The 23,031-nt window shown below is 43.1% G+C and carries 16 protein-coding genes; 1 reads left to right on the top strand and 15 read right to left on the bottom strand.

Translation table 11 applies throughout. The annotated features are described in order from the left end of the window. From WN50_RS28500 to WN50_RS28470, 7 genes are all read right to left on the bottom strand, one after another. Positions 1-1,034: RNA-guided endonuclease InsQ/TnpB family protein (locus WN50_RS28500; protein ID WP_049561505.1), on the bottom strand; the 1,034-nt coding region annotated here is incomplete at its 3' end. 142 nt (positions 1,035-1,176) lie between these two features. Further along, positions 1,177-2,625 carry a cysteine--tRNA ligase gene (cysS, locus tag WN50_RS28495; RefSeq protein ID WP_046279683.1) on the bottom strand — a complete coding sequence of 483 codons (1,449 nt, stop codon included), beginning with the start codon at positions 2,623-2,625 and terminating at the stop codon, positions 1,177-1,179. 128 nt (positions 2,626-2,753) lie between these two features. Beyond that, entirely contained in the window at positions 2,754-3,125 is a 372-nt protein-coding gene (hisI, locus tag WN50_RS28490) for a phosphoribosyl-AMP cyclohydrolase (RefSeq protein WP_235441165.1), read from the bottom strand. 60 nt (positions 3,126-3,185) lie between these two features. Continuing rightward, the gene (locus WN50_RS28485; RefSeq protein WP_046279682.1) at positions 3,186-3,617 is read right to left on the bottom strand and encodes a SufE family protein; all 432 of its coding nucleotides are present in this window, start codon (positions 3,615-3,617) and stop codon (positions 3,186-3,188) included. 113 nt (positions 3,618-3,730) lie between these two features. Continuing rightward, positions 3,731-6,352, bottom strand: a complete 2,622-nt coding sequence (locus WN50_RS28480; RefSeq protein ID WP_049561502.1) for a bifunctional diguanylate cyclase/phosphodiesterase — start codon at positions 6,350-6,352, stop codon at positions 3,731-3,733. A gap of 237 nt (positions 6,353-6,589) precedes the next feature. After that, positions 6,590-7,585 carry a porphobilinogen synthase gene (hemB, locus tag WN50_RS28475; protein WP_200906373.1) on the bottom strand — a complete coding sequence of 332 codons (996 nt, stop codon included), beginning with the start codon at positions 7,583-7,585 and terminating at the stop codon, positions 6,590-6,592. Positions 7,586-7,761: 176 nt separating this feature from the next. Next, positions 7,762-9,183, bottom strand: coding sequence for a pentapeptide repeat-containing protein (locus tag WN50_RS28470; protein WP_082172592.1), 1,422 nt, complete (start codon positions 9,181-9,183; stop codon positions 7,762-7,764). A 678-nt stretch (positions 9,184-9,861) separates the two neighbouring features. Here WN50_RS28470 and WN50_RS28465 point away from each other — a divergent pair. After that, the gene (locus tag WN50_RS28465; RefSeq protein ID WP_046277938.1) at positions 9,862-11,217 is read left to right on the top strand and encodes a sensor histidine kinase; all 1,356 of its coding nucleotides are present in this window, start codon (positions 9,862-9,864) and stop codon (positions 11,215-11,217) included. On the opposite strand, the gene WN50_RS28460 is transcribed toward WN50_RS28465, so the two are convergent. The 8 genes from WN50_RS28460 to WN50_RS28425 form a co-directional block, all read right to left on the bottom strand. Further along, entirely contained in the window at positions 11,214-12,089 is an 876-nt protein-coding gene (locus tag WN50_RS28460; protein ID WP_046277939.1) for a glycosyltransferase, read from the bottom strand. The two genes, WN50_RS28465 and WN50_RS28460, sit on opposite strands and share 4 nt — an antisense overlap. After that, complete coding sequence (locus WN50_RS28455; RefSeq protein WP_046277940.1) at positions 12,086-13,159, bottom strand: glucose-1-phosphate thymidylyltransferase; 1,074 nt, start codon at positions 13,157-13,159, stop codon at positions 12,086-12,088. The genes WN50_RS28460 and WN50_RS28455 overlap by 4 nt, the downstream gene beginning before the upstream one ends. Positions 13,160-13,287: 128 nt before the next feature. Further along, on the bottom strand, positions 13,288-14,169 hold the full coding sequence (rfbD, locus tag WN50_RS28450) for a dTDP-4-dehydrorhamnose reductase (RefSeq protein WP_046277941.1): 882 nt from the start codon (positions 14,167-14,169) through the stop codon (positions 13,288-13,290). Continuing rightward, positions 14,166-14,714, bottom strand: coding sequence for a dTDP-4-dehydrorhamnose 3,5-epimerase (gene rfbC, locus WN50_RS28445; RefSeq protein ID WP_046277942.1), 549 nt, complete (start codon positions 14,712-14,714; stop codon positions 14,166-14,168). Before rfbC ends, rfbD begins: the two co-directional genes overlap by 4 nt. 100 nt (positions 14,715-14,814) lie before the next feature. Further along, positions 14,815-16,680 carry a hypothetical protein gene (locus WN50_RS35550; protein WP_046277943.1) on the bottom strand — a complete coding sequence of 622 codons (1,866 nt, stop codon included), beginning with the start codon at positions 16,678-16,680 and terminating at the stop codon, positions 14,815-14,817. 202 nt (positions 16,681-16,882) lie between these two features. After that, positions 16,883-18,838 carry a putative HlyD family type I secretion protein gene (locus WN50_RS28435; protein ID WP_046277944.1) on the bottom strand — a complete coding sequence of 652 codons (1,956 nt, stop codon included), beginning with the start codon at positions 18,836-18,838 and terminating at the stop codon, positions 16,883-16,885. 265 nt (positions 18,839-19,103) lie between these two features. After that, positions 19,104-22,103, bottom strand: a complete 3,000-nt coding sequence (locus WN50_RS28430) for a peptidase domain-containing ABC transporter (protein ID WP_046277945.1) — start codon at positions 22,101-22,103, stop codon at positions 19,104-19,106. After that, on the bottom strand, positions 22,100-22,852 hold the full coding sequence (locus tag WN50_RS28425) for a peptidylprolyl isomerase (protein ID WP_046277946.1): 753 nt from the start codon (positions 22,850-22,852) through the stop codon (positions 22,100-22,102). Before WN50_RS28425 ends, WN50_RS28430 begins: the two co-directional genes overlap by 4 nt. Positions 22,853-23,031: the final 179 nt, after the last annotated feature.

The following is a 23,031-nucleotide window of genomic DNA, read 5'->3' as shown; positions in this document are numbered from 1 at the left end:
CAGTGAGGACAAGTCCACTCTCTAATATCAAGGGGTAACTCATCAATCTGGTAATAGCAATTAGAGCAGAGTTTAGAACTGGGGAACCATCGGTCAATCTCTACCAACTTCCCGCCTTTCTGTTCTAGCTTATAGGCTAAAAAGTTGGTAAATATTCCCCATCCTGCATCAGAAATAGCTTTAGCTAAATTGTGATTGCGTACCATGCCTTTGACATTAAGATTTTCTACTACGACAACTTGGTTCTCGTTGACGAGTTTTCTTGATAACTTATGTAGAAAATCCTGACGGGATTTTGTTACCCGTTCGTACACTTTAGCTACAGTTCTTTTAGCTTTGTTTCTTGAATTACTTCCTTTTTGTTTTTTGGCTAACTTCTGTTGCTTACGTTTGAGGTTTTTCTCATGTTTAGCTAAATGTCTAGGATTATTGTACTTAGACACTTTATTACCATCACTGGTGATAGCAAAATGAGTCAAACCTAAGTCGATTCCAATTACTCTACCCTCAGTTGAAACCGTTGGATTTTTACCCTCGGTTTCGGTCAGTATTGATGCAAAGTATTTTCCTGATGGGTCTAAACTGACTGTTACGGTTTTTATTTTTCCTTCTATATCCCTGTGTAGTTTAGCTTTAACTTTGCCAAGTTTACCTGGAAACTGAACGAAATTCTCAAGTACCTTAACATTCTGAGGATACTGAATCGACTGCTTACCATGCTTCGACTTATAACGAGGAAACCTAGCACGTCCTGCAAAAAAGTTCTTGTAGGCTGTTGTTAGATTGAGCGTCGTTGCGTGGCATACTTGGCTGTAGCACTCAGATAACCATAAGGTTTCTTCCGCTTTTTTGAGTTTTGGTAAGAAGGCATTAAGTGCTGACTGACCAAGGCTTTTCCCTGTTTCTTTATAGGTCTCGATTGACTTATTTAGACCGTAATTCCACCACCATCTAGCACAACCAAAGTGCTGAGACAGTAATACCTGCTGGTTTGGTGTTGGATAGAGTCGAACCTTGAGCGCTTTGTGTAGCATCTTAATACCTCCTTACTGGATTATACATAAAACAGTAACGATATCAAGAAGATTTGGAAAACTACGTCCCTCCGTTTTCCCCGACTTTCATCCCACCACCAAGCTGAGTACAGCTATGGTGGGGGACTTCCCGTCGGCTTAGTTAACGATGCCAGACGGTTTCTCCACCGGGGCGATCAATTAACGTAATTCCCGCTTCTTTCAAGCGATCGCGAATTTGATCACTTTCCGCATAATTTTTCGCTTGACGGGCATTGAGTCGTTTTTGAATTAAAGTTTCGATCTCGGCGTCACTCAACCCAGATACAGCATCAGTTTGGGTATCCTGCGTCTGAACTTCTAACCCCAACACCTTCGACAGTTGTACCAAAGTCCACCAAGTTTGCTGAATGTCTTCGAGAGGCGTTTCCGTTTTACCTTCGTGAGTGATCACATTTCCTTCCTTCCGTAACTCCTTCGCTAGTTCAAACAGAACCGCTAATCCTCCTGACGTGTTAAAATCATCATCCATCGCAGTTTGGAAGCGTTCAACGGCTTCTGAGTGCAGGCTGAGAGAGTTTCCATTGCCATTGAGATGCCAGCCCAACTTTTCCCCGTATTGATGCTGGAATAATAGCCCTTCTTTAAACGTATTCCAGCCATTTTCTGCTGATGCGATCGCTTCAGTTGTAAAATCTAATGGCTTGCGATAATGGGCTTGCAAGACAAATAACCGGATTGCCATCGGATCAACCTGTTCCAATAATTGGCGAATCGTGGTAAAATTTCCCAAAGATTTTGACATCTTTTCCCCGCCGACTGTGACCATGCCGTTGTGCATCCAGAACCGGGCAAGCGGTTCACAGTTCGCTGCTTCTGACTGAGCAATTTCGTTTTCGTGGTGAGGAAAGACTAAATCACCGCCTCCGCCGTGAATGTCTATGGTTGAACCCAGGAGTCGCCGCACCATTGCCGAACATTCTATGTGCCAACCGGGGCGCCCTTCTCCCCAAGGAGACTCCCAAGCGGGTTCTCCGGGTTTAGCGGCTTTCCAAAGGGCAAAGTCGGAAGAATGTTTCTTTTCCCCCTCGGAAGCTGAGACTCGCCCACTGGCACCTGCAAGCAGTTGATCTTGCTTGCGTCCTGAGAGTTTACCGTATTCAGGAAATTTTTCAACACTGTAGAAAACATCGCCATTGCTGGCGTAGGCGTAGCCCTTTTTTTCTAATTGTTGAATGAGTTGATAAATTTCGGTAATATTTTCAGTTGCGCGAGGATAGGCATCAGCATCTCGAACGTTTAAGCGGCGCAAATCTTCATAATAAGCCTGAATAAAGCGCTCAGATACGGCTTCCATTGAAGAGTTTTCAGCTTGAGCGCGATTGAGAATTTTATCATCAATATCGGTAAAGTTCTGCACGTATTTAACGGTGTATCCTAACCATTCTAAATAGCGACGCACCACATCCCAGGCAATATAGGAACGGGCATGACCGAGATGGCAATAATCATAAACAGTTACCCCACAGCAATACATTTTAACTTGTCCGGGTTCTAGGGGGATAAAGGTTTCTTTGCTACGACTTTGAGTGTTATAAATTTGGAGAGACATTCTTTACAGTGAACAGTGAACAGTGAACAGTTATCAGTGATTAGCTAACAGTTAGAAGTGAACAATGTAGGAGGATGTTTGATTTTAATGAGAGTTTATATATGATTAATTCATCCTTTGATAAACCTTCAATCAAACTCACCTAAACGTTGAAAGTTTTTGAGCGGAACGGAATTAAAAAAACAACTTCTGACTCCGGTATGACAAGCGATGCCTCCAACTTGGTCTATTTTAATTAACAATACATCGGCATCACAATCGTAGTAAAGTTCTTTAACAATTTGAATATGCCCGGATGTTGCCCCTTTATGCCAGAGTTCACCTCGAGAACGACTCCAGTAGTGAACTTCTCCCGTTTCGAGGGTTTTTTGCAGGGCTTCGTGATTCATCCAAGCCATCATCAGAACGGTGTTATCTTGATAGTCTTGAGCGATCGCGGGAATTAATCCTTGTTGATTAAATTTTAGGGTTTCTATCCACAAATAGTCTTGATTAATCATCTCTTTTTCAACGAAAGCTGCGGCAGGAGGAATGAGGATCGGTGTTGAGTTTCTGAGGGATTAAGCTTGACAGGTAATCGCTTTTTGCTGCATCGTTTTGAAGATGTTGTAAAATCCGTTCGCTCGTGAGGGAGTCAGACTGGCTTGTAGGCCTGTTTCTTGAATAAAATCAGGAGTAACGTTTTCAATTTCGGGGATAGATAGTCCGTTTAATCCTTGAATTAATAAAGCGACTAATCCTTTGGTTAATTGGGAATCTGAGTCTCCTTGAAATTGCACTTTGCCGAAATCATCTAAATCTGCAATCACGTAAACTTGAGACACACAGCCAGGAACTTTATTGTCTGAGATTTTAGCATCGGCGGGAAATTCAGGCAATTTTTGAGCGAGGGTGAGGAGTTGTTCATAGCGCAGTTTGTTGGAAGATGCGCGTTTGAACCGTTGAACAATGCGATCAAGCGATGGCGGTAGGGGTGTTGCAGTTGAGGACATGATCAGCAATTTTTTTAGACCTTATCTTTCTCCAGTCTAACTGAAAGCGGGGTTTGAGATAGCAGAAAATTGAGGTAGCCCGAAAACGAAAGATGCACTCCAGGATGATAGAGTTAGCTACAAATGGGAGGCTTGAGGTTTAGACTCGGATCAGATTGACAGAGGAGTTGAGAGATTTCAGCCGCCGGAACAGGGGGACAGAAGAAGTATCCTTGAGCAAGATCGCAGTGAATGGAACGTAAAAAAGCCAACTGTTGGGGGGTTTCGACGCCTTCAGCGACGACTTGGAGTTTGAGTCCTTTACCCAAAGCGACAATGGTTTGAGCGATCGCGGCATCATTGGGATTATCGACTAAATCTTTGACAAAAGAGCGGTCAATTTTCAGGGTATTGAGGGGAAAATGTTTGATGACGTTGAGGGATGAGTAGCCAGTGCCAAAGTCATCGATAGTGATGTGTAAGCCCATGTCTCGCAATTCTTGTAAAATTTTGATGGTGAACTGTACATCCTGCATCGCAGCACTTTCAGTAATTTCTAACTCCAGATATTGGGGATCGATTTCGGTTTCTTGCAGGGTTTGCAGAATAATTTTGATCAGATGAGATTGATGGAATTGTCGGGCGGATAAATTAACCGCAATTCTTATAGGCGGAAAACCCTCAGCCAGCCAGGTTTGATGTTGAATGCAAGCGGTTTGTAAGACCCACTGTCCGATAGGGGCAATTAAACCAATTTCTTCGGCTAAGGGAATGAATTGATCCGGGGAAACGAAACCAAGTTGGGGATGTTGCCAGCGAATTAAGGCTTCTAAACCCACGATACAACCTGTGGCAATTTCGACTTGGGGTTGATAATAGAGGAGAAATTCTTCTCGGGCGAGGGCGCGGCGCAAGTCTCGTTCAAAGGCAAGTTGATTGAGTGCTTTGTGGTGCATCTCTTCGGCAAACAGTTGATAATTGTTGCGACCTCGCTGTTTGGCGCGATACATGGCAGCATCGGCGTGTTTGAGGAGGGGTTGGGCATCTTCTCCATCATAGGGACAGAGGGCAATTCCTAGACTGGCTGTGACATAGAGTTCTTGGTTATCGATCACGAAGGGAATGGTGAGTTTATCGAGGATTCTCTGAGCAATTTTGGTGATTTCTTCTGATGAACTCAGATGAGGGAAAAGCAGGGTGAATTCGTCTCCACCCCAACGGGCGATGGTGTCGCAGTTTCGTAAACATTGCTTGAGGCGAATGGCGACTTGCTGCAACAGTCGATCTCCGGTGGCGTGGCCAAGGGTATCGTTAACGACTTTAAAGCGATCGAGATCTAAAAAGGCAACCCCCAGAATTTCAGGATACTGTTTGCTGTTGACGAGGGCTAGAGCAAGCTGTTCATCAAATAGGAGGCGGTTGGGAAGGCGAGTCAGGGAGTCATGGGAGGCTTGATAACGCATAATCGACTCGACTCGTTTTTGAGCGATCGCCATGTAAAGATGGAGTCCGATGGATTTAGCGAGTTTTAGTTCTTCAGGACTCCACTGAGGGGCTTGATCGAGTTTTTGTTCTCGCCAAGCTTCAAAGGAACAACGAGGCTTTTGGTTGCGTTCGTCGGGACTGTGACGACCTGCCCAGTAGACTTCGCTGTTATAGCCGTTACGAAACAGGGTGAGACAGCCGACTTGTGAGGAGTAAAACTGGAGGGGAATTAAGGCAATAGAACGAATCTCGGTTCCCTCAAATGCTGGGGCGAGGGGTGCGAGATCCTGATCCGTTTGCAAATCTTCTAGGGTGAGGAGGCGATGGGTTTGTTCTCCGAAATTCCAGGTGGTTAATTGTTGGTGATTGAGTAGGTCTTGGCTATATAACTTCGACTGTTGTAAAGAGTGGGTTTCTTTGAGTTCACTCTTGGGTTTTCCGATGGAATGAATTAATTTTTCCCAGAGTGGAATTTCTTCGAGGAAGGATTGACGGGGTTGAGGCCCGACGGTGTAAAGTTGTGCGGAGATGCCTGTGGGTTCGGCGATGATGTACAGTCGCCCTCCAGAGGCATTCAGGGCGGCTACGGTTTCTTCTAAAACACGCTGACGAATTTCGTTGCTGGACAGAGGACAGTGCAGCAGTTGGCTGACTTGATTGATGATTGCTTCATAATGGGCTTGTTCTCGGGTGCGCCGTAGAAGGTCTGACTGGGCGATCGCAACGGAGACTTGATCGACGATCAATTGCAGGATTTGCAGTTCTCGCTCTGTGTAGGGACGCGGTGTTTTATGATGAACTGCTAACAGCCCCCAGAGTTGCTTGTTGTACAGAATCGGAGTCACCAGTGAGGCTTGTACACCCATTGCGCTTAAATACTGCACATGGCAAGGATCGACGGCGGCGTAGCGGATATCTTCTTGAGGGAGTTGCTCTCCGGTTTCTGGACTGTCGAGTTGATTGGTGATTCTCCGTTGAGCGGCTACGTCTACGATTACCCGTTGTCTGGCTTTGATGAACAGATGGCGATCGCGACTGGGGATGTCTGTGGCTGGAAACTTCAAGTTTAACAGTGAAGGAAGGTTTTTGTCTTTGATGGATTCGGCAATCACTTCTCCACTGCCATCTGCATCAAAACGGTAAATTTTCACCCGATCCACATCTAAAAATAAACGGGTTTCCTCCACAGTTGCGTTGAGGATTTCTGGCAGTTCTAGAGATTGTCGAATCCGGTTGGTAATTTGATGGAGAAAATATTGTTGATGTGGCATTTATGATCTTTTCTTTTGCTTTAAAAGAGTTTGTTTTAGGACTGGTTTCTGTCAAACTGTATCTTTTTTTATACTTTAAATTTTATCAATTTTTTTGATTTTGGTCAATTTCATCTAATATTCAAGCAAACTATAACAAACTGTTGAGAAAAATTATTAATTCTTCATCTAAAAAAAGCCAAAGACTTTTTTCCTTGGCTTGAAGGTGATTCAGTTTGAAAGTTGAGGAGACTCTATCTAGTGGAGAATTAAAGCCACTTCTTTGGCAAAATAAGTTAAAATTACATCAGCACCTGCTCGTTTCATGCTGGTGAGGGTTTCAAGCATTACTTTTTTCTCGTCAATCCAACCCTTTTGTCCGGCCGCCTTAATCATGGCATATTCTCCACTAACATTATAAGCGGCAACGGGAAGGTTAGTTGCTGAACGAACTAAATGAATAATATCTAAGTAAGCCAGTGCGGGTTTAACCATCACCATATCTGCCCCTTCTGCGATATCTAGCGCCACTTCCGTTAAGGCTTCGCGGGCGTTGGCGGGGTTCATTTGATAGGTTTTTTTATCACCAAATTTCGGGGCGGAATCTAGGGCATCCCGGAACGGGCCATAATAAGCTGAGGCGTATTTAGCAGAATAGGCTAAGATGCTAACATTCGTATAACCTGCGGCATCTAACCCCTGACGAATGGCACCGATACGCCCATCCATCATATCAGAAGGGGCAACAATATCGGCTCCCGCTTCGGCTTGAGAAACGGCTTGTTTGACTAACACTTCGACGGTTTCATCGTTGAGGATTTCTCCTTCGTCACTAACGATGCCATCGTGACCTTTGGTTGAAAAGGGATCAAGAGCAACATCGGTGACGATCATTATATCAGGAACTTCTTGTTTAATGGCGCGAACCGTGCGTTGAATTAATCCATCGGAATTGTAGCTTTCGGTTCCGGCGTTGTCTTTTTTGTCTTCGGCGACAAGCGGAAAAAGTGCGATCGCCGGAATCCCTAAAGCATGGGCTTCTGTGACTTCCTTCAACAGTAAATCTAACGTATAGCGGTAGCTTCCGGGCATTGAAGCCACTTCGACTTTCGTATTTTCCCCTTCCATGACAAACAGGGGATAAATTAAGTCATTAACCGTGAGTTGAGTTTCACAAGTCATGCGTCGCAGAGCATCGGTACGACGAAGACGACGAGGGCGTTGGACTAGATTTAAGCGAGAGGAGTGACTCATAATAGATCTCAAAAATTGCGTTAGAAATGCTAACTCTGAGCTTGAAAAACTGTGGCTTTAATTCTCAGTTTGATCTCAGTCTGATCAAGTTGATCATTATTGCATCTGTTGAATCCCTTAAAATTCTGCCGATACAAATCCATACAATTGTGTGAATAAGTATGAAAATCTCTTGACTAGGGAGAAACTTTCCCGTTCGGTAAAATTGCCCCGGTTAGATCCACATCTCGCAAATTCGCACCTCTGAGACTAGCACCTTTGAGGTTAGCCCCGCGCAAATTGGCACCTTGTAGATAAGCATTTCTGAGATTGGTGTCTTGGAGGTTAGCTCCCCGTAAATCAGCACCTTGTAGGTTGGCTTCCCTCAGATTAGCATCTTTGAGATAGGCACCAATCAGGTTAGCCCGCTCTAAATTTGCGCCTTCGAGGTTGGCTGATTCGAGGTTAGCATCTTCTAGAATAACGCCTTCTAAGATGGCATCGGTTAAGTCAGCTTCTTCTAAATTTGCGCCTTTGAACTTGGCATAACCGAGTTTGGCTTTTGCTAATATGGCATTTTTGAGGTTAGCCTTTTCGAGTTGAGCAACCCAGAGTTTAGCTTCTGTTAAATCGGCGTTTTCTAAATTGGCTTCGATCAGTTGAGCATCGCCGAGAGTGGCTTTTTGCAGGTTCGCTGAACTTAGATCTGTACGAGTGAGTCGGGCTTTAGTTAGATTGGCTTGTTGGAGATCGGCTTGATGTAGATTCGCTTCTTCTAAGTTAGCGCCGAGTAACAGGGCTGATCCGAAGTTGGCTTGACTGAGTTTAGCGGAGGTGAGGTTGGCATTTTCGAGTTTGGCGCCACGCAAGTCGGCTTGTTCTAAGTTAGCACCAACGAGTTGAGTTTCTCTGAGGTTAGCTTGCCAGAGATTGGCGCCGGTGAGATCGGTATTGGTGAGTTTGGCCCCCATAAAGTTGGCATAACCCAGGTTAGCGTTTTTGAAGCTAGCATAACCCAAGTCAGACCCTTGCAGGTTGGCACCACGCAAGTCGGCTTTTTCGAGGTAAGCATTGGAGAGATCGGCTTCTCTGAGGTTAGCTTTCCAAAGGTAGGCGTCTCGCAGGTCAGCCGATCGTAGGTTCGCACTACTGAGATCACATTCTGGACATTGACGAGTGTTGAGGGTTTGCTGCTGTAACTGTTGTTTTTTCTCTTGTTCTGAAGGCGTCTGCTGGCGGGACTGTTCGGCTTGTAGGCGATCGCTGAGTCGATGATTTTCCCGCCCGATGCTAATGGCGATCAGGGTACTCAATACAGCTAGACTCGCCAGTAGGGTGATCCCGACTAAAGTGATTGTTTTCTGTTGAAAGAAGGGAACCGCAGAGGGGGATTTTTCCAAAGGAGAGGTTATGTTAGGACGAGCTAAGGCTTGCAGGGCTTTCACCGCAGTCGTTTTCTGCTCTATGGGATGTTGTTTGGAGTGAGGTTCTACCATGTTTTGCTGTTCTTGAGTAGATTGCGATTCGGCTCTGTTGGTACTAGAGACGGTGCAACCCGATGCTATTTTTAGGACTCGAACCACCGTCTTTCTTAGACTATCAGGATTAGAGGCATCCATCAAGAACAGTGAACTGTCTGGTCGGGGTGATTGATCAATTACCCCCCTAGCAGTGACCAGTCACTCTCGACTCAGTGACTTTTGACTTCTGTTAATAAAATTGATCTCTAAATTTAAAAAGAAGTGAAGTGTTTAGATGATCATTCTACTCTCAATCTATTTGAAGATCTACTATTGTGTAGAAACCCGGTTTCTGCTAGAAACCGGGTTTCTGGTTTGTACCTCATAGGAGCGCACACTGCTATAGATGATCATTCTACTCTCAATCTATTTGAAGATCTAGTTAATAATATTTCTAATTTTTGGGATTCTGATGAAACTCAAAAATCAAGACATCCTCACAGTAATAATGTGATTAACAGTCTGTGAAAATCTCAGTGATTCTACGGATGCGATCGCCAAGTTCTGCTACAGGGATGATCGGGGAAATCTCCTTAACTGTAAAGGATTCTTAAATTCAATCCGAAAACTCGATCTGAAACCCAGAGGGAAGTCACATCGGAAAAAATATAACCTTGTCTTAACCTAATTGGGGGAGTTATTTAGCTAAACTTAAATTGATCTATTATCTTGATTCAAAGCTGGATTAAATGATTGAAGAACTTTCTTGAGATCAAAAAACATCCGGTTTAGGCGAGCGTTCAGTCCAGTATTTGCATATAAAAATCCCCGTTTATTATGGTTATGATGTCAGAATCTTTATTCTCTACTTCCTCTGTTTTTTTAACGCAAGAGATCCATTTAGAATCAACGGTACAAGATCTTCCCCTGTATAGTTTTCAAGTTGATCTGGAAGAACCCGGAATTAGTTTGACTCGCATTTTTGAAACCCATCGATTTCTTCCGGGTATCATCCTGACTGATCAAGGAAAGTTTGTCGGAATGATTTCTCAGCGTAGATTTATCAGAATGTTGAGTCGTCCCTATGGACGAGAACTGTTTTTAAATCGTTGTATTCGATTATTACATCGTTTTGTGACGGATGAATTGTTAATATTATCGGGTAATACTCCGATTTTAGAAGCAGCTAATAGAGCGGTGCAAAGAGATACAGAAATGCTGTATGAACCGATTGTTGTTCGTCTGTTTCCTGAAGAATATCAGGTGCTTGACACTCAACAGTTATTATTGGCTCAATCTCATCTTCATCAACTCGCAACTCAGTTACTCAAACAAAAAACACAAGCACAATTAATTCAAACAGAAAAGCTAGTTTTATTAGGTCAAATGGTCGCTGGACTCGCTCACGAACTGAGAAATCCTCTCAATTGTATTTCGGGAAATTCTAAGTTTATTCAAGATAGTTGTCAGACTCTATTAACGGTTTTAGGGGTTTATGAAAAGAAGTTTCCCGATGCTGAAAATGAAGACATAAAACAGTTTAAAGAAGAGCTAGATATCGAATTTTTAAAACAAGATTTTCCTGATTTAATTAAAAGTATTCAACTGTCTTCCGAACGGATGAATCAACTGGTTAGTAGTCTACGAAGTTTTTCCTATATGGATGGCTCCCATCGAAAAGAAACTGATATTCACGAGTGTTTGGACAGTACATTATTAATTCTAAAAAATCGTCTCAAGATGGGAATTACAGTCATTAAAAATTATCAAGACATTCCTTTAGTTCCTTGTTATCCCGGACAGTTAAGCCAGGTTTTTATGAATTTAATTGCCAATAGTATTGATGCTGTAGAAGAACGCCTAAAAACAGATAGGGATGAATCTCGTGAAATTAGAATTCAGACGGAAATCAAACAATTATCAGATTCAGATGATCAGGTTAAAGACTACATTTCTATTCAAATCGCTGATAACGGTTTAGGAATCCCTGTAGAAATTCAAAATCGAATTTTTGAGAGTTTTTTCACGACCAAACCAGTGGGAAAAGGAACAGGACTCGGACTTGCAATTAGCCATCAAATTATTGTCGAAAAGCATGGCGGACAATTGATTTTAAATTCTACACCGGGAGTGGGGACTGAATTTGAGATTTTGTTACCGCTAAAACATGACAACGAATCAGATGAACGCTAAGGTTTATAAATTCTATTGAGAGGGTGCATTCTTCGACAATAAAGCAAAATTCCGATGAGTTTATGACGGGAAAGTTGAGGAGAAATGAGTAAAGAAACAAGAGAAACCAGACTCATTCTCAACAAACGATATCCCAACACCCAAAAGTTTGTATGTTTTTCTAAGCTGAGAAGATAACTGTAAATACTTTGCTGAATTTTTAAGGGTTGATTTTGCTTCGTAATGGATGAAGGTTGATGAATGACTCTAATTTCCGAAGACATCACCACTGGATGTCCTTGTTTTCCATAGCGCAAACAAAAGTCAAAATCTTCGTAATATAGAAAATAATCCGGGTCAAACTGAGGACATTCTGAAAATCGTTTGAGATTAATTAATAAACTACATCCTGTTACCCATTTCATGGTAATATAAGGTAGATTAGATTTCGGATTTTCTGCGATCGCATCTAAAGCAATAATTTGTCCTGTTTTTGCGTTAAACTCTCCACCCCCAAACCATATTTTTCCCGTCGGTTCATTAACAATTGTTCCTAAAATCGAAATTTCAGGATAGGCTGTGAAAAACTCAATTACTTGTTTCAAGCTATTTTCTGTTAAATACGCATCGGGATTAATTAACCAAACAATGGCTTGAGGATTTTGTTGATAAACCCAATTTAATCCAATATTACAAGCTCGACCAAAACCAATATTTTCTGGAGAATCTAGAACAGTAACCCACTCAGTTTTCAAACCATAAATCGAGCTATCATCAGGAGAATTATTAATGATGATAACTCGATCATTGATTTCATCTTGAACTGGAATTGAGTTAATTAATTGCTCAATTAATGAAGTTGAGTAATAATTAACCGTTATCCAGTAAATCATGTGAGTTCAATTTGACAGTCATCTCCAATCATAAACCGCATGGCTTTGGGACGTTGAGGACTGGTTGTTAATACAGCACGTCGCCCAACTAATGTATCTACAATTCGAGGATGAATATTGACAATTTTTGACCCTTTTAAAATGACGCTATGCTCTAATTCTGCCTCAATAATGGTCACTTCATCGGCTATACTACTATAGGGGCCGACAAAGCAGTTTTCTAAGTGACAATTCTCGCCAATTACAACAGGGCCACGAACACTACAGTTAATTAATTTACTTCCCGAACCAATTTTAACCCGTCCGATAATTTGAGTTTTTTCATCGACTTCACCCAAGTTAGAAGGCTGAATACATTCATCGAGAATAATCTGATTCGCACTCAAGAGATCATCTTTTTTCCCGGTATCTAACCACCACCCATCTAAGCTACGGGCTTCAACTTTTTTCTCAGTTTCAATCAGTTTTTGAATGGCATCGGTAATTTCTAACTCGCCCCGAGGGGAAGGTTGAATATTTGCGATCGCATTATGGATCGTTTTATCAAAAAAGTAAACCCCCACCAAAGCTAAGTTTGAAGGAGGAACTTTCGGTTTTTCAACTAACTTTAAAACTCGTCCTTGTTCATCGACGACTGCAACCCCAAAAGCGGTAGGATTTTCAACAGTTCGTAGTAAAATGAGGGCATCGAGTTGTTTAGATTTAAACTGTTCAACAAAAGGATTCAATGGATTTTGAATCAGGTTATCTCCCAAATACATCACAAAGGGAGAATCCCCTAAAAAGAATTGAGAGATTTTAACCGCATGAGCTAAACCTGCTGGTTGATCCTGTAAAATATAGGTAATATTTGCACCAAAACGTTCTCCATTTCCCGTTACCGCTTTGACTTCTTCTCCTGTTTCGGGACTAATCACAATCCCTATTTCGGTGATACCTGCGGCAACAATTCCTTCAATTCCATACCATAAAATCGGCTTATTCGCAACAGGAACAAGCTGTTTTGCTCCTGTATAAGTCAAAGGACGAAGACGAGTACCTTTACCACCAGAAAGAATGAGTGCTTTCATAAAAAAATCTCAGAATTTGTCAAGTCTTTGATGTTTGCACGGGAAATGTTAAGCTCGTTTTTGGGTAGGCTTTTGATGGGAATTGCTTCTCCACCTACCCCAAAAACCTCAAATCTAACCTAACCTGATTAACCCTTGGTTGCCAACTCTGAGAGCATTTTTCTCAAACTTTGTCGCCAATGGGGAGGATATGTTCCAAGTATTGCCGATATTTTTTGGGTATTGAGAACCGAATAAGCCGGACGACGTGCGGGAGTTGGATATTCCGCCGTAGAAATGGGGACAACTCGTTGAATTTTCAGAGGAAAACCCAGGTGTTTGGCTTCTTCAAAAATAGCAACGGCGAAATCATACCAACTGGTAACTCCACTATTTGTATAGTGATAAATTCCGGTGGTTTCTGAATGAATTTTCTCACTTAATTGAGCGATCGCTACGGCTAAATCCCCCGTCCAAGTTGGGCTTCCTACCTGATCACAAACCACTCGTAATTCTTCTCGTTCCGCCCCCAGTCGCAGCATGGTTTTAACGAAATTTCCTTTCCCTCCCACGCCATAAACCCAGGCGGTTCTAATAATAGCTGCATTTGCCTCTGTTTTCAAAATCGCCTGTTCTCCGGCTAATTTTGACTGACCATAGGCGCCCAAAGGCTGAGTTTGATCCGTTTCTAAATAGGGATGACTTTGGGTTCCATCAAAGACATAATCTGTGGAAACATGAATCAATGTCGCCCCGATTTGTTGGGCTTCTTTCGCCAAAATACCGGGAGCGGTGCCATTAATGGCGAGCGCCAATTCCCGTTCACTTTCGGCTTTATCTACGGCTGTATAGGCTGCTGCATTAATAATTAAATCGGGCTTATGATCAGCAACAATTTTAGCGATCGCCTCTGGGTTTGCTAAGTCTAAACTCTCTCGTCCAAAGCTTTTCACCTCTCCCAAGGGGGCGAGAAACGGTTGTAATTCCTGACCCAATTGGCCGTCTTTACCGATGAGTAATATTTGTCTCATTGAAAAACGTCCGCAGTTTTCAAGGTTGTACCGTCTTGATCTTTGGCTGAAAGCATTGGAGTGATCCCATCTATAGGCCAATTAATTCCTAAATCGGGGTCATTCCACAAAATTGAACGTTCGTGTTGCGGGGCGTAATAGTCTGTCGTTTTATACAGAACTTCCGCAATCTCTGAGACGACTAAAAATCCATGAGCAAAGCCGGGTGGAACCCAGAATTGTCGTTTATTTTCCGCCGAAATTATACAGCCCACCCATTGTCCAAAGCTGGGAGAACTTTTGCGGATATCAACAGCAACATCAAAAATTTCACCCTGAACAACCCGTAAAAGTTTACCTTGGGCTTGCTCGATTTGATAATGCAAGCCTCGCAAGACGCCTTGACGGGATCGGGAGTGATTATCTTGAACAAATGCTGCTGTTACACCAGTCTTGTCTGCGAAAACTTTCTGATTGAAACTTTCAAAGAAAAATCCTCGTTCGTCTCCGAATACTTTCGGTTCTAGGATTAACACATCCGGGATTTCTGTGGGAATTACATTCATGCCCTATCTAAGCAGCGATTCGCCACTTTACATCTTAACAAAGAAATTATACTTTTCTGAAAATTTGACTAAATCTTTAATTTTTCCCCAATTAACGGGCTTATTCCGTCGTAATGCTGAGTTTGACTTCTCCCTGCAACCGTACAAATTGCTGTTGCTGTGGATCGTAAACCCAAGCCGAAATCTTCGTTTCCCCTATGGGTAAGGACTCGGCGGAAAACATCACCTCCCAACGGGCTAAACCGTAGCGCTGAGAGTTGAGAAATTCGGCGATATCGGGACTTTCTCCTATGATATCAGCATTTGCAAAGAATGAATTTTGTTCACCGAAAGATAAAAAAACTAAACGGGGTTGTTGGGTTTGAGCGGGTAAAATTGCCCATCCTCCTATACGAAGGATCTGATTAACTTTAAGCTTTAATGGTGTTGAAGGTTGATCAATATAGCCGTGAACTTGATGAGGTTGAGAAATAAACGGGATATTTTCAGCAAAGCTTCTCATCTGGATTTTATCTAATGATTCTACCCCATCTCGAATCCACCAGGTTGATTTACTCATCGGAAGTAAACATCTATCAGGTGAGATTTTAAAAAAGTCCGAATCTTCTAGATAATAAAAGAGGTTGAAACAGGTTTGACTACTTTGTTTGTTGGGAAGTTCTAATTTTGCCTGAGTCATAGCGGTTTGAGAAATAACTGCAATTAAACTCAATAGAATTCCCCCAAAAAAGCTATAGATTAAAATTCTATTTTCTCTGTTGAAATTCCCGATTTTTTTAGAATGAGTTATTAACAGTCTACACAGTTGAACAAGAGAAACAATTAATAATAAAGTATGCGTTGTATATCGAGTGGCTGTCAAGGGATAATTTCCCCCAAATTCCACTCGTCCCCAAGTCATCAACAGAGAAGTCAAGAGAGAAAATAAACCAATAGATAACCAAGGATAAAATTGATTATCGGGATTTTTTGTTATAGGAAGTGTGGTTAATGATTCCTCGATTTTATGACTCCCCTCGCCTAACCCCCCTTTTAAAGGGGGGCAGGGGGGATAGAGAGGAGTTGGGGGGCAGGTTAAGTTTAAGGAATAGGTTTTCAAACAATAGATCAATATGCCGATAAATAGAACAAAAATTATCGCTCCAATAAGAGTCGATAAAATTGGGATTTTTACAATAGGTGCGGCTAATAAATTTAGAAAAAACTGAATTGCTGTTAATAGATATTCAGTGAATGATAGGTTGATAATTCGGGGTTCTTGTTGATAACCTATGGCATAAATTCCACCAGATAAAATAAATCCTGTTAGCCAAATTAACAATTGCTTCTTTTTAGAGATTTGGGGTTCATCCTGTGATAATATTAGGGGAATAACGGCTAGCCAAGTGATTAAACCTTGAACCGAAGAAAAGCTAGCAACAAAGCAAAAAATAGCCGCTAAAATCAGTTTATTTTTAGAGTTTAAACATTTTAATGATAAAACGAGACAAGCCAGAATCAAACAAAAGTTAATCAAAAAAATAGGAAGTTGAAACCCCCAAAGCCATTCTTGATTTAAACTAAAAATTAAACAGCCGGTTAAAAGATTAGCTACATGAAATAAGTTGCGATCTTTGGGGGATGAAGTAATAGAAGCGAGAATATAAATAGCAATAAATGTGAGAACCGCTAACCCCAGACTGAAAAACATTTCGAGTTTAATATTCCAATCTGACAGGAAAGCTAAAGCGATAAAAATCAGGCGAGGAAAGAGAATTCGATGATTATTATGGAGTTCAAATAAATCCCTAAAATGAAGTTTGTTTGACGCTACTTTTTCAAACAGTTTCGGTAAAACCCATTGATCATAGACAGGAATATTAACCCCAAACTGTGTAATATATCCAATAACAATAACAAAGGGTATAAAATAGAAAGCGAGAAGAATTAAATCAGTTTTAGAAAGTCTGAAATATTGTTTTAACATCCATATTTATAGTCAGGTTTCAGGTGTCAGTAAACCGTTTTGTAGGGGCGGGTTCCGCATTGATGTCTGTCACTCACTGATCACCTAGATAAACCCGCCTTCTCACTCCCAGTTTACTGCAAGTAAGGGCGGGTTTATCAAAGTTTTCGGTAAGAGATAAATCTTTGTCGAACCCGCCCCTACACTGTTAACTATTTACGAATTATCTCACATCCGTAACACTATTAAACTGTCCAGTGAGTCGGCTAAACAGCATTTGTAAAACCGTCCGTTTACCAATATTAACCTTGGAGTTTACGGCCATACCTGCTTGTAAAGCGACTTGAATATCTTCCTCTTTATTTAAAACAAAGTGTTCACGCTCTAACTTAACCTTAGCTTTAAACGAAAAATATTGACGCAGTTCATCGGGTGGAATCGCTTCTTGGCTAATCCATTTTAACTCACCCGGAACGGTACCAAATTCCCCAGCCGGAAACGCATCAATATTCAGTTCAACCGGAAGACAATCGCGATCATTCAAACCTATTTCTTGACGTGCTTCTTCAGACTCAGGACAGATACAGTCTTTCTCCGGTGTACATTCAATCACTTCTCCAGCGATTTCCTGATTATTGTAAGGAACCAGCTTTTCTCGCTTGTTTCGCAGCGCATTCAACACCAGAGCAACATCCGTATTTTGAACATAAACAACGGCTTCCAAACCCCCATCATCATCTAAAATTTGCAGTAATTTTTCGGTTTGTTGCGCTTCATAATAGGCTTCTTCGCAGCGTTTCGGTTGAGGATCTCCGGGCTGGAGAATAGAAGAAACAATATACTGACAAATCTCATCTTGATTGAGATCTAACTCCGAGTCATCTTTCGTCGAAGGTGCCAATTCATAAATAATCCCTGCGGCGGGCGCTCGGAGAATTTGAGTATCTCGCTGTTGTCCTGCTTTTTCAACTTGAGCATTAATTTCCGACAACCGCTTTTGGTTTTCTAGTTTATATCGACCGAGTTGAGCATCTGTGCTGGCGATCGCTTTTTTGTTTTCTTCAATACGAGTATAAAGTTCTCTGGCCCAAGCATCTCTTGTATTTTGCAATTGTTCTGCGGTTCGGGACATGGAAACTTTAAGGCGTTCCTGTTCTCCGATTTGATTTTGAATTTCAGCTTCAACCCGTGAAATTTCACCTTGACGAGCATTCACTTCTCCTCTGCGGGTATTAATTTCCCCTTGGCGCTGGTTAATTTCTCCGAGACGGGCTTCGATTTGATCTTGTTGTCGGAGGACTTCAGTTTCCCCTCTGAGAACTTCTTGCTGTTGACGATCTTTTTGGAGTTCTGCGATCGCACCTTCAGCAACTAACGGATCAAGTCTACCGAGAATCCGTTCATTAGAACCTAAAACTTCTTTTGATTTTTCCAGTTGTCCTTTAGCAAGTTCGAGCTGTTCTCGGGAAGAATTTAATTGTTCTTGAGAGTAAGTCAATTGATTTTCCGCAGAAGCCAACTGATCTTGTGCGAACCTCAACTGTTGACGAGCGGCTGATTCTGAATCTTCAGCTTGATTGAGTTGTTTTTGTAACTCTTGAATTTGCAGTTGCACGGTATTAATCCGAGACAAATATTCAGCCCGGTAGTTCGACACCAAACCCGCGAGGGCTGGATTGTAATTGCCGATTCCGCCTTGACCATTATAAAGTTCATCAAGCAGCGATTGCAGGGCTTGATTTTCCCCGATGCGAGCTTCTCGTTCTTTAATTAAAGTTTGTAATTCCGGCGAAGATTGTCCGTTGGCTTGACCTCCGACAACGCCTTGATAAAATTGATTTTCTTGCTCTAGGGTTTTTCTAACTTCTTCTAAAGACTTGAGATCAGCACTGGGATTTGTCGGACTAAAGGTGAGGAGGGGTTGATTTTTGACCACGCGATCGCCATTTTCCACGTGTAATCTCACGACTGCGCCTGTAGTTGGGGCTTGAATTTCCCGCGCCCCATCCGAAAATTCTAATTGTCCGACAGCCGGAACCGTTTGTTCAATTCGGGCGAAATAAGCCCAAACGATCGCAGAAGTGGAAACCAGCATGATCATCCACAAAAAGATATGAGACCAAAAGGCTGGTTTTTCTAAAATGACGGGTTGATCGGAAAGTGATATAGAAGACTTCATTGTTATCTCGCTTTTTATATGGTTCGTGGTTTGCTTTTGATTCAATTGATGATCAACTTCAAAACGGATACTGAGCCTCTGAACGGATTAACTTAACTGTTGGAATCACCAATTTCTGAGTCCCAACATCGAGTGAATCCGTTTTTTCTTGTAAGTATCTGTTTCACTTTACCCCTCACCGCCAACACTCCTACCCCAAGTTTTTATGGGTTCGGGGGAGATCGATCTAAAATCATTAATCCAGCTTTTCTCATTGAATACCCGACTATTGTTGTGATTCCTGTTGTTGGAATAGACAGTAGTAACGCCCTTTGAGTGCCATCAGTTCATCATGGCTACCCTGCTCTACAACGGAGCCTTGATCCATCATAATGATGCAATCGGCATTTCTGACTGTAGGCAAACGGTGAGTAATAAAAAACACCGTTCGACCTTCAAAGGCTTCTTCTAAATTTTCGGAAACCAGGCGCTCAGACTGATAATCCAAGGCGCTGGTGGCTTCATCGAGAATCAGCAAGCGGGGATTTTGTAAAACGGTACGAGCGATCGCAATTCGTTGTCGTTGTCCACCGGACAGAGATCCACCGCGTTCTCCCACGATAGTATTGTACCCATTGGGCAAACCCATAATAAAATCGTGAGCCGCAGCAATTTTAGCAGCCCGAATAATTTCATCACTCCCCGCCTCGGGATTACTCAGGGCAATATTTTCTTGAACCGTACCATTAAACAGCAGGGTATCTTGTAGAACCACTCCAATTTGACGACGCAGCGAATACATCTCGACTTTGGTAATATCGTAGCCGTCGATTTTAATCCGGCCAGACAGAGGCGGATAGAGGCGTTGTACGAGTTTCATCAGGGTACTTTTACCCGAACCACTCAAGCCCACAATTCCCACAAATGATCCGGCAGGAAACTCTAAATTCACGTTAGCGACTTGCAACGGCCCACTTTCCCCGAAGCGGAAGGACACTTCCTCAAAAGTCACAGCCCCATAAACTTCAGGCATAGGAATATTATTGCGATCGTCTGCATCAACTTCTGGAGGAGAGTCGAACACATCCCGCAAACGTTCAACGGACATTCCCACTTCTTGGAAACTTTGCCAAACACTCACAAACCGTAACAGCGATCCGGTGACGTTTCCGGCGATAATTCGGAAAGCAATTAAAGCCCCGATCGTCAGTTGGTTATCAATTACCAAATAAGCGCCCACCCACAACAGAGCTAGTCCAGAGAGTTTGTTGAGGAAGCCACTAATCGAACTCGAAGCGGTTTGAGTCAAGATGGTGTTGAAAGAAGCGCTCATAAACCGAGCATAGCGTCCTTGCCATTCCCAACGAGATTTCAGTTCAATATTTTGAGCTTTAACCGTTTGAATGCCATTTAGCACTTCTACGAGGTAGGATTGAGAGTCGGCGTAACGTTCGGCTTTTTTGCGGAGTAATCGCTGAATAATCGGAGAGTTAATAATAATAATGCCCGCAAACAGAGGCAAGGGAGCCAAAGCCACAACCGCCATCGGGATGCTCAGATAGAACATCATCGCCACATAAACGACGGAAAACACCGCATCTAAAACCACCGTCAGAGCGGTTCCAGTCAGGAAGCTGCGAATATTGGCCAACTCTCCAATCCGACCGACCAAATCTCCAACCCGACGATTATCAAAATAGTTGAGGGGAAGCCGTAGTAAGTGATCAATCACCTCCGCCGAGAGTTTGACATCCAGGCGGTTTGTCGTATCGACAAATAAATACGTTCGTAGGGCGGAAAGCAAAGCTTCAAATAAAGCCACCCCCAACATCAAAACCCCCAAAATATTCAGGGCGTCAATATTTCGCTGTCCCAAGACCTTATCAATAATGATCATGGTCATCAGGGGGTTAACCAGCCCGAACAACTGCACAAAAAACGATGACAGCAGCACTTCCAGAAATACCGTGCGATGCTCCATCAAAGCCGGCCAGAACCACCAGAAGCTAAACTGTTCTTTTTGTTCGACTTTGGGGGCTTGCAGCAGTAACACTTGTCCGTCTTCGCCCCAAGTCTCGGCAAATTGAGACGGACGCATCCGTTTGAGACCCCGTTCCGGTGTAGCGATGGTTAGTTCTCGCTCAGTGATGTGGTAGAGGATGGCAAAGCTGTCTTTCCACGACACCAGAGCAGGCGCTCTGAGGCGACCAATGGCTTTGGCTGGCACTTGAGCTAACTGGGCATTGAGGCCCATCATTTGAGCAACAGCACCGCAGGCTTGTAGGCTAATAGAACCAACGGTGGTGAATTGATTTTCTAGAACCCGGCGCACGAGGTCTTTCCGAAAGTTGACCTTGTAATACTTGCTCAACATATTAAAGCAAGCCAAGGGGGCGTCAATTTGTCCTGAACCCCGTACAATTGGGAAACGTTGAGAAGCTTGAGCCAGTTCGAGTTCGGGATCGGGGGGAGTCAGGGGAGCAACAGGAACTTCCGACAAGTCCAGGGGTTTGTGAATGGTTGGGGTTTCCCCATTGGGTGCTGCGTAGGCTTCTTCCGGTTGAGAACTGAGGGTTGGACGAACTCCAATTAACCGCACTCCACCGGAGGCTCCTTCTATTTTCAGGGAGCCTTGCAGTCCCTCTAAAATCAGTCGATTTCCGGTGGTTAATTCACCCACAGACCCCTTACTAATCAGCCAAACCCGATCCGGGTCAAGCATCGAGGCTAAGTCCTGTACTCGCTTTTGACCGTTGAGCAGGTTAACAACAACGGCATCGGGCCAGACATCCAGACTCAATTCCTTGAGGTTTCCGCCTAAATTAGCCCGTCGTTGGACTTCCTGGCTTAATAGCTCAAACACTTCACTAATGCTGGCATGATCGCGGAAGGCTTCCCCAAAGTTGGGTTCTCGACTGATTAATTGCAGAAACTCTTCAGCAGGCAGGGTAATACAAATCATATCTGTCGAGGCGATCGCCGTTTCGCAAGGAATACTGCGAATTAAACCCGGCCAGCCGATGATTTCTCCTGCCCCCAACAGTCGCAAACTCATGTGTCGTTGCGTTCTCAGGTCATAACCCAATAACCGGGCTTGTCCCTGATAAATGATCGACACTTGGGTGGGCATTTTTTCCCGTTCAAAGATGGGTTGACCTGTGCGATAACCCAACAGTTGACATTTGGGCAGAATGGCTTTAAGAGCGGCTTCTGACAACCGATCAAAAGGACTGGTTTCTGCTAAAAAGGCTTGAATCTGAGTGTGAGATACGGTAGTTGTGGTCATAATACAGAAGACACTGAGGTTTGAAGGGGTTCAAGCGAACCGACTGCCGTCAGTTGTTCGCGCATCCAGGTTTCAAACAGTTCATCAATTAGACGGCGACGCATAGACTCGTCTAATTGTGCCGGGATAAACTTTTCAAGTCGGATAATCACCATCCATTCTGCTAGAGGACGGGGCGCCCACAGTTGTCCCGGTTGACTGACCGATAGCAGTTTACTAATGGCCGGGTGCGGCTGAGACAATGGCACTGGCCCTAACAATCCTCCGGTGCGTGACTCTGGCCCTTCGGAGTATTCACGAGCGGCTTCTGCAAGGGATTGTTCTCCTTCTAGAATACGGAAGTACAGTTCGTGAGCGAGTCCTGAGTTTTTCGTCCGAATGAGCGAGTAAACCACATGATCGAGGCTGCTTTTTCGGCTAATAAAATAGTTGTCTACCTTGTTACTCCAAGTATTCTGCTTAAATTTTTCCAGTTTAACAGGACGTTCGGCGATCGCTTGTAGATCTTGTGTGGTGAGGTTTTGGCTTTTCAGCCATGCTTGTTGGGCTTCGGCTGAGGTGAGTTGATGTTGAGCGGCAAATTTTTCTAATGCCGTTTTTTGTTCTTCTTCACTACAGTCTATCCCCGCGATCGCGCCATCAATGATTACCTCTCTGAGAAATTGAGGCATAAGCTGATAACGCTTCAGCAGTAATGGTATTTCTTCGGCTTTGATAACGGTTTCTCCGACCTTATACACTCCTGTCATTGGACTCTCCAACGGACTTGCACTATGCCTTTCTAGCTGACTGTGGGACTGCCACTGCGACCCCTAATACCATAATCTTACTGTCCCGATAATAGCAGACACAACTAACCCTCAGCGAGGGATACACCCAGGTTATTGCTTTTCAGGAGAATTACCTAGCTTTATTGCTTAAGACTATT

It is taken from the genome of Limnoraphis robusta CS-951, from assembly GCF_000972705.2.
The sequence above is the reverse complement of the archived record's forward strand: the minus strand, read 5'-3'. Positions and strand labels throughout refer to the sequence as shown.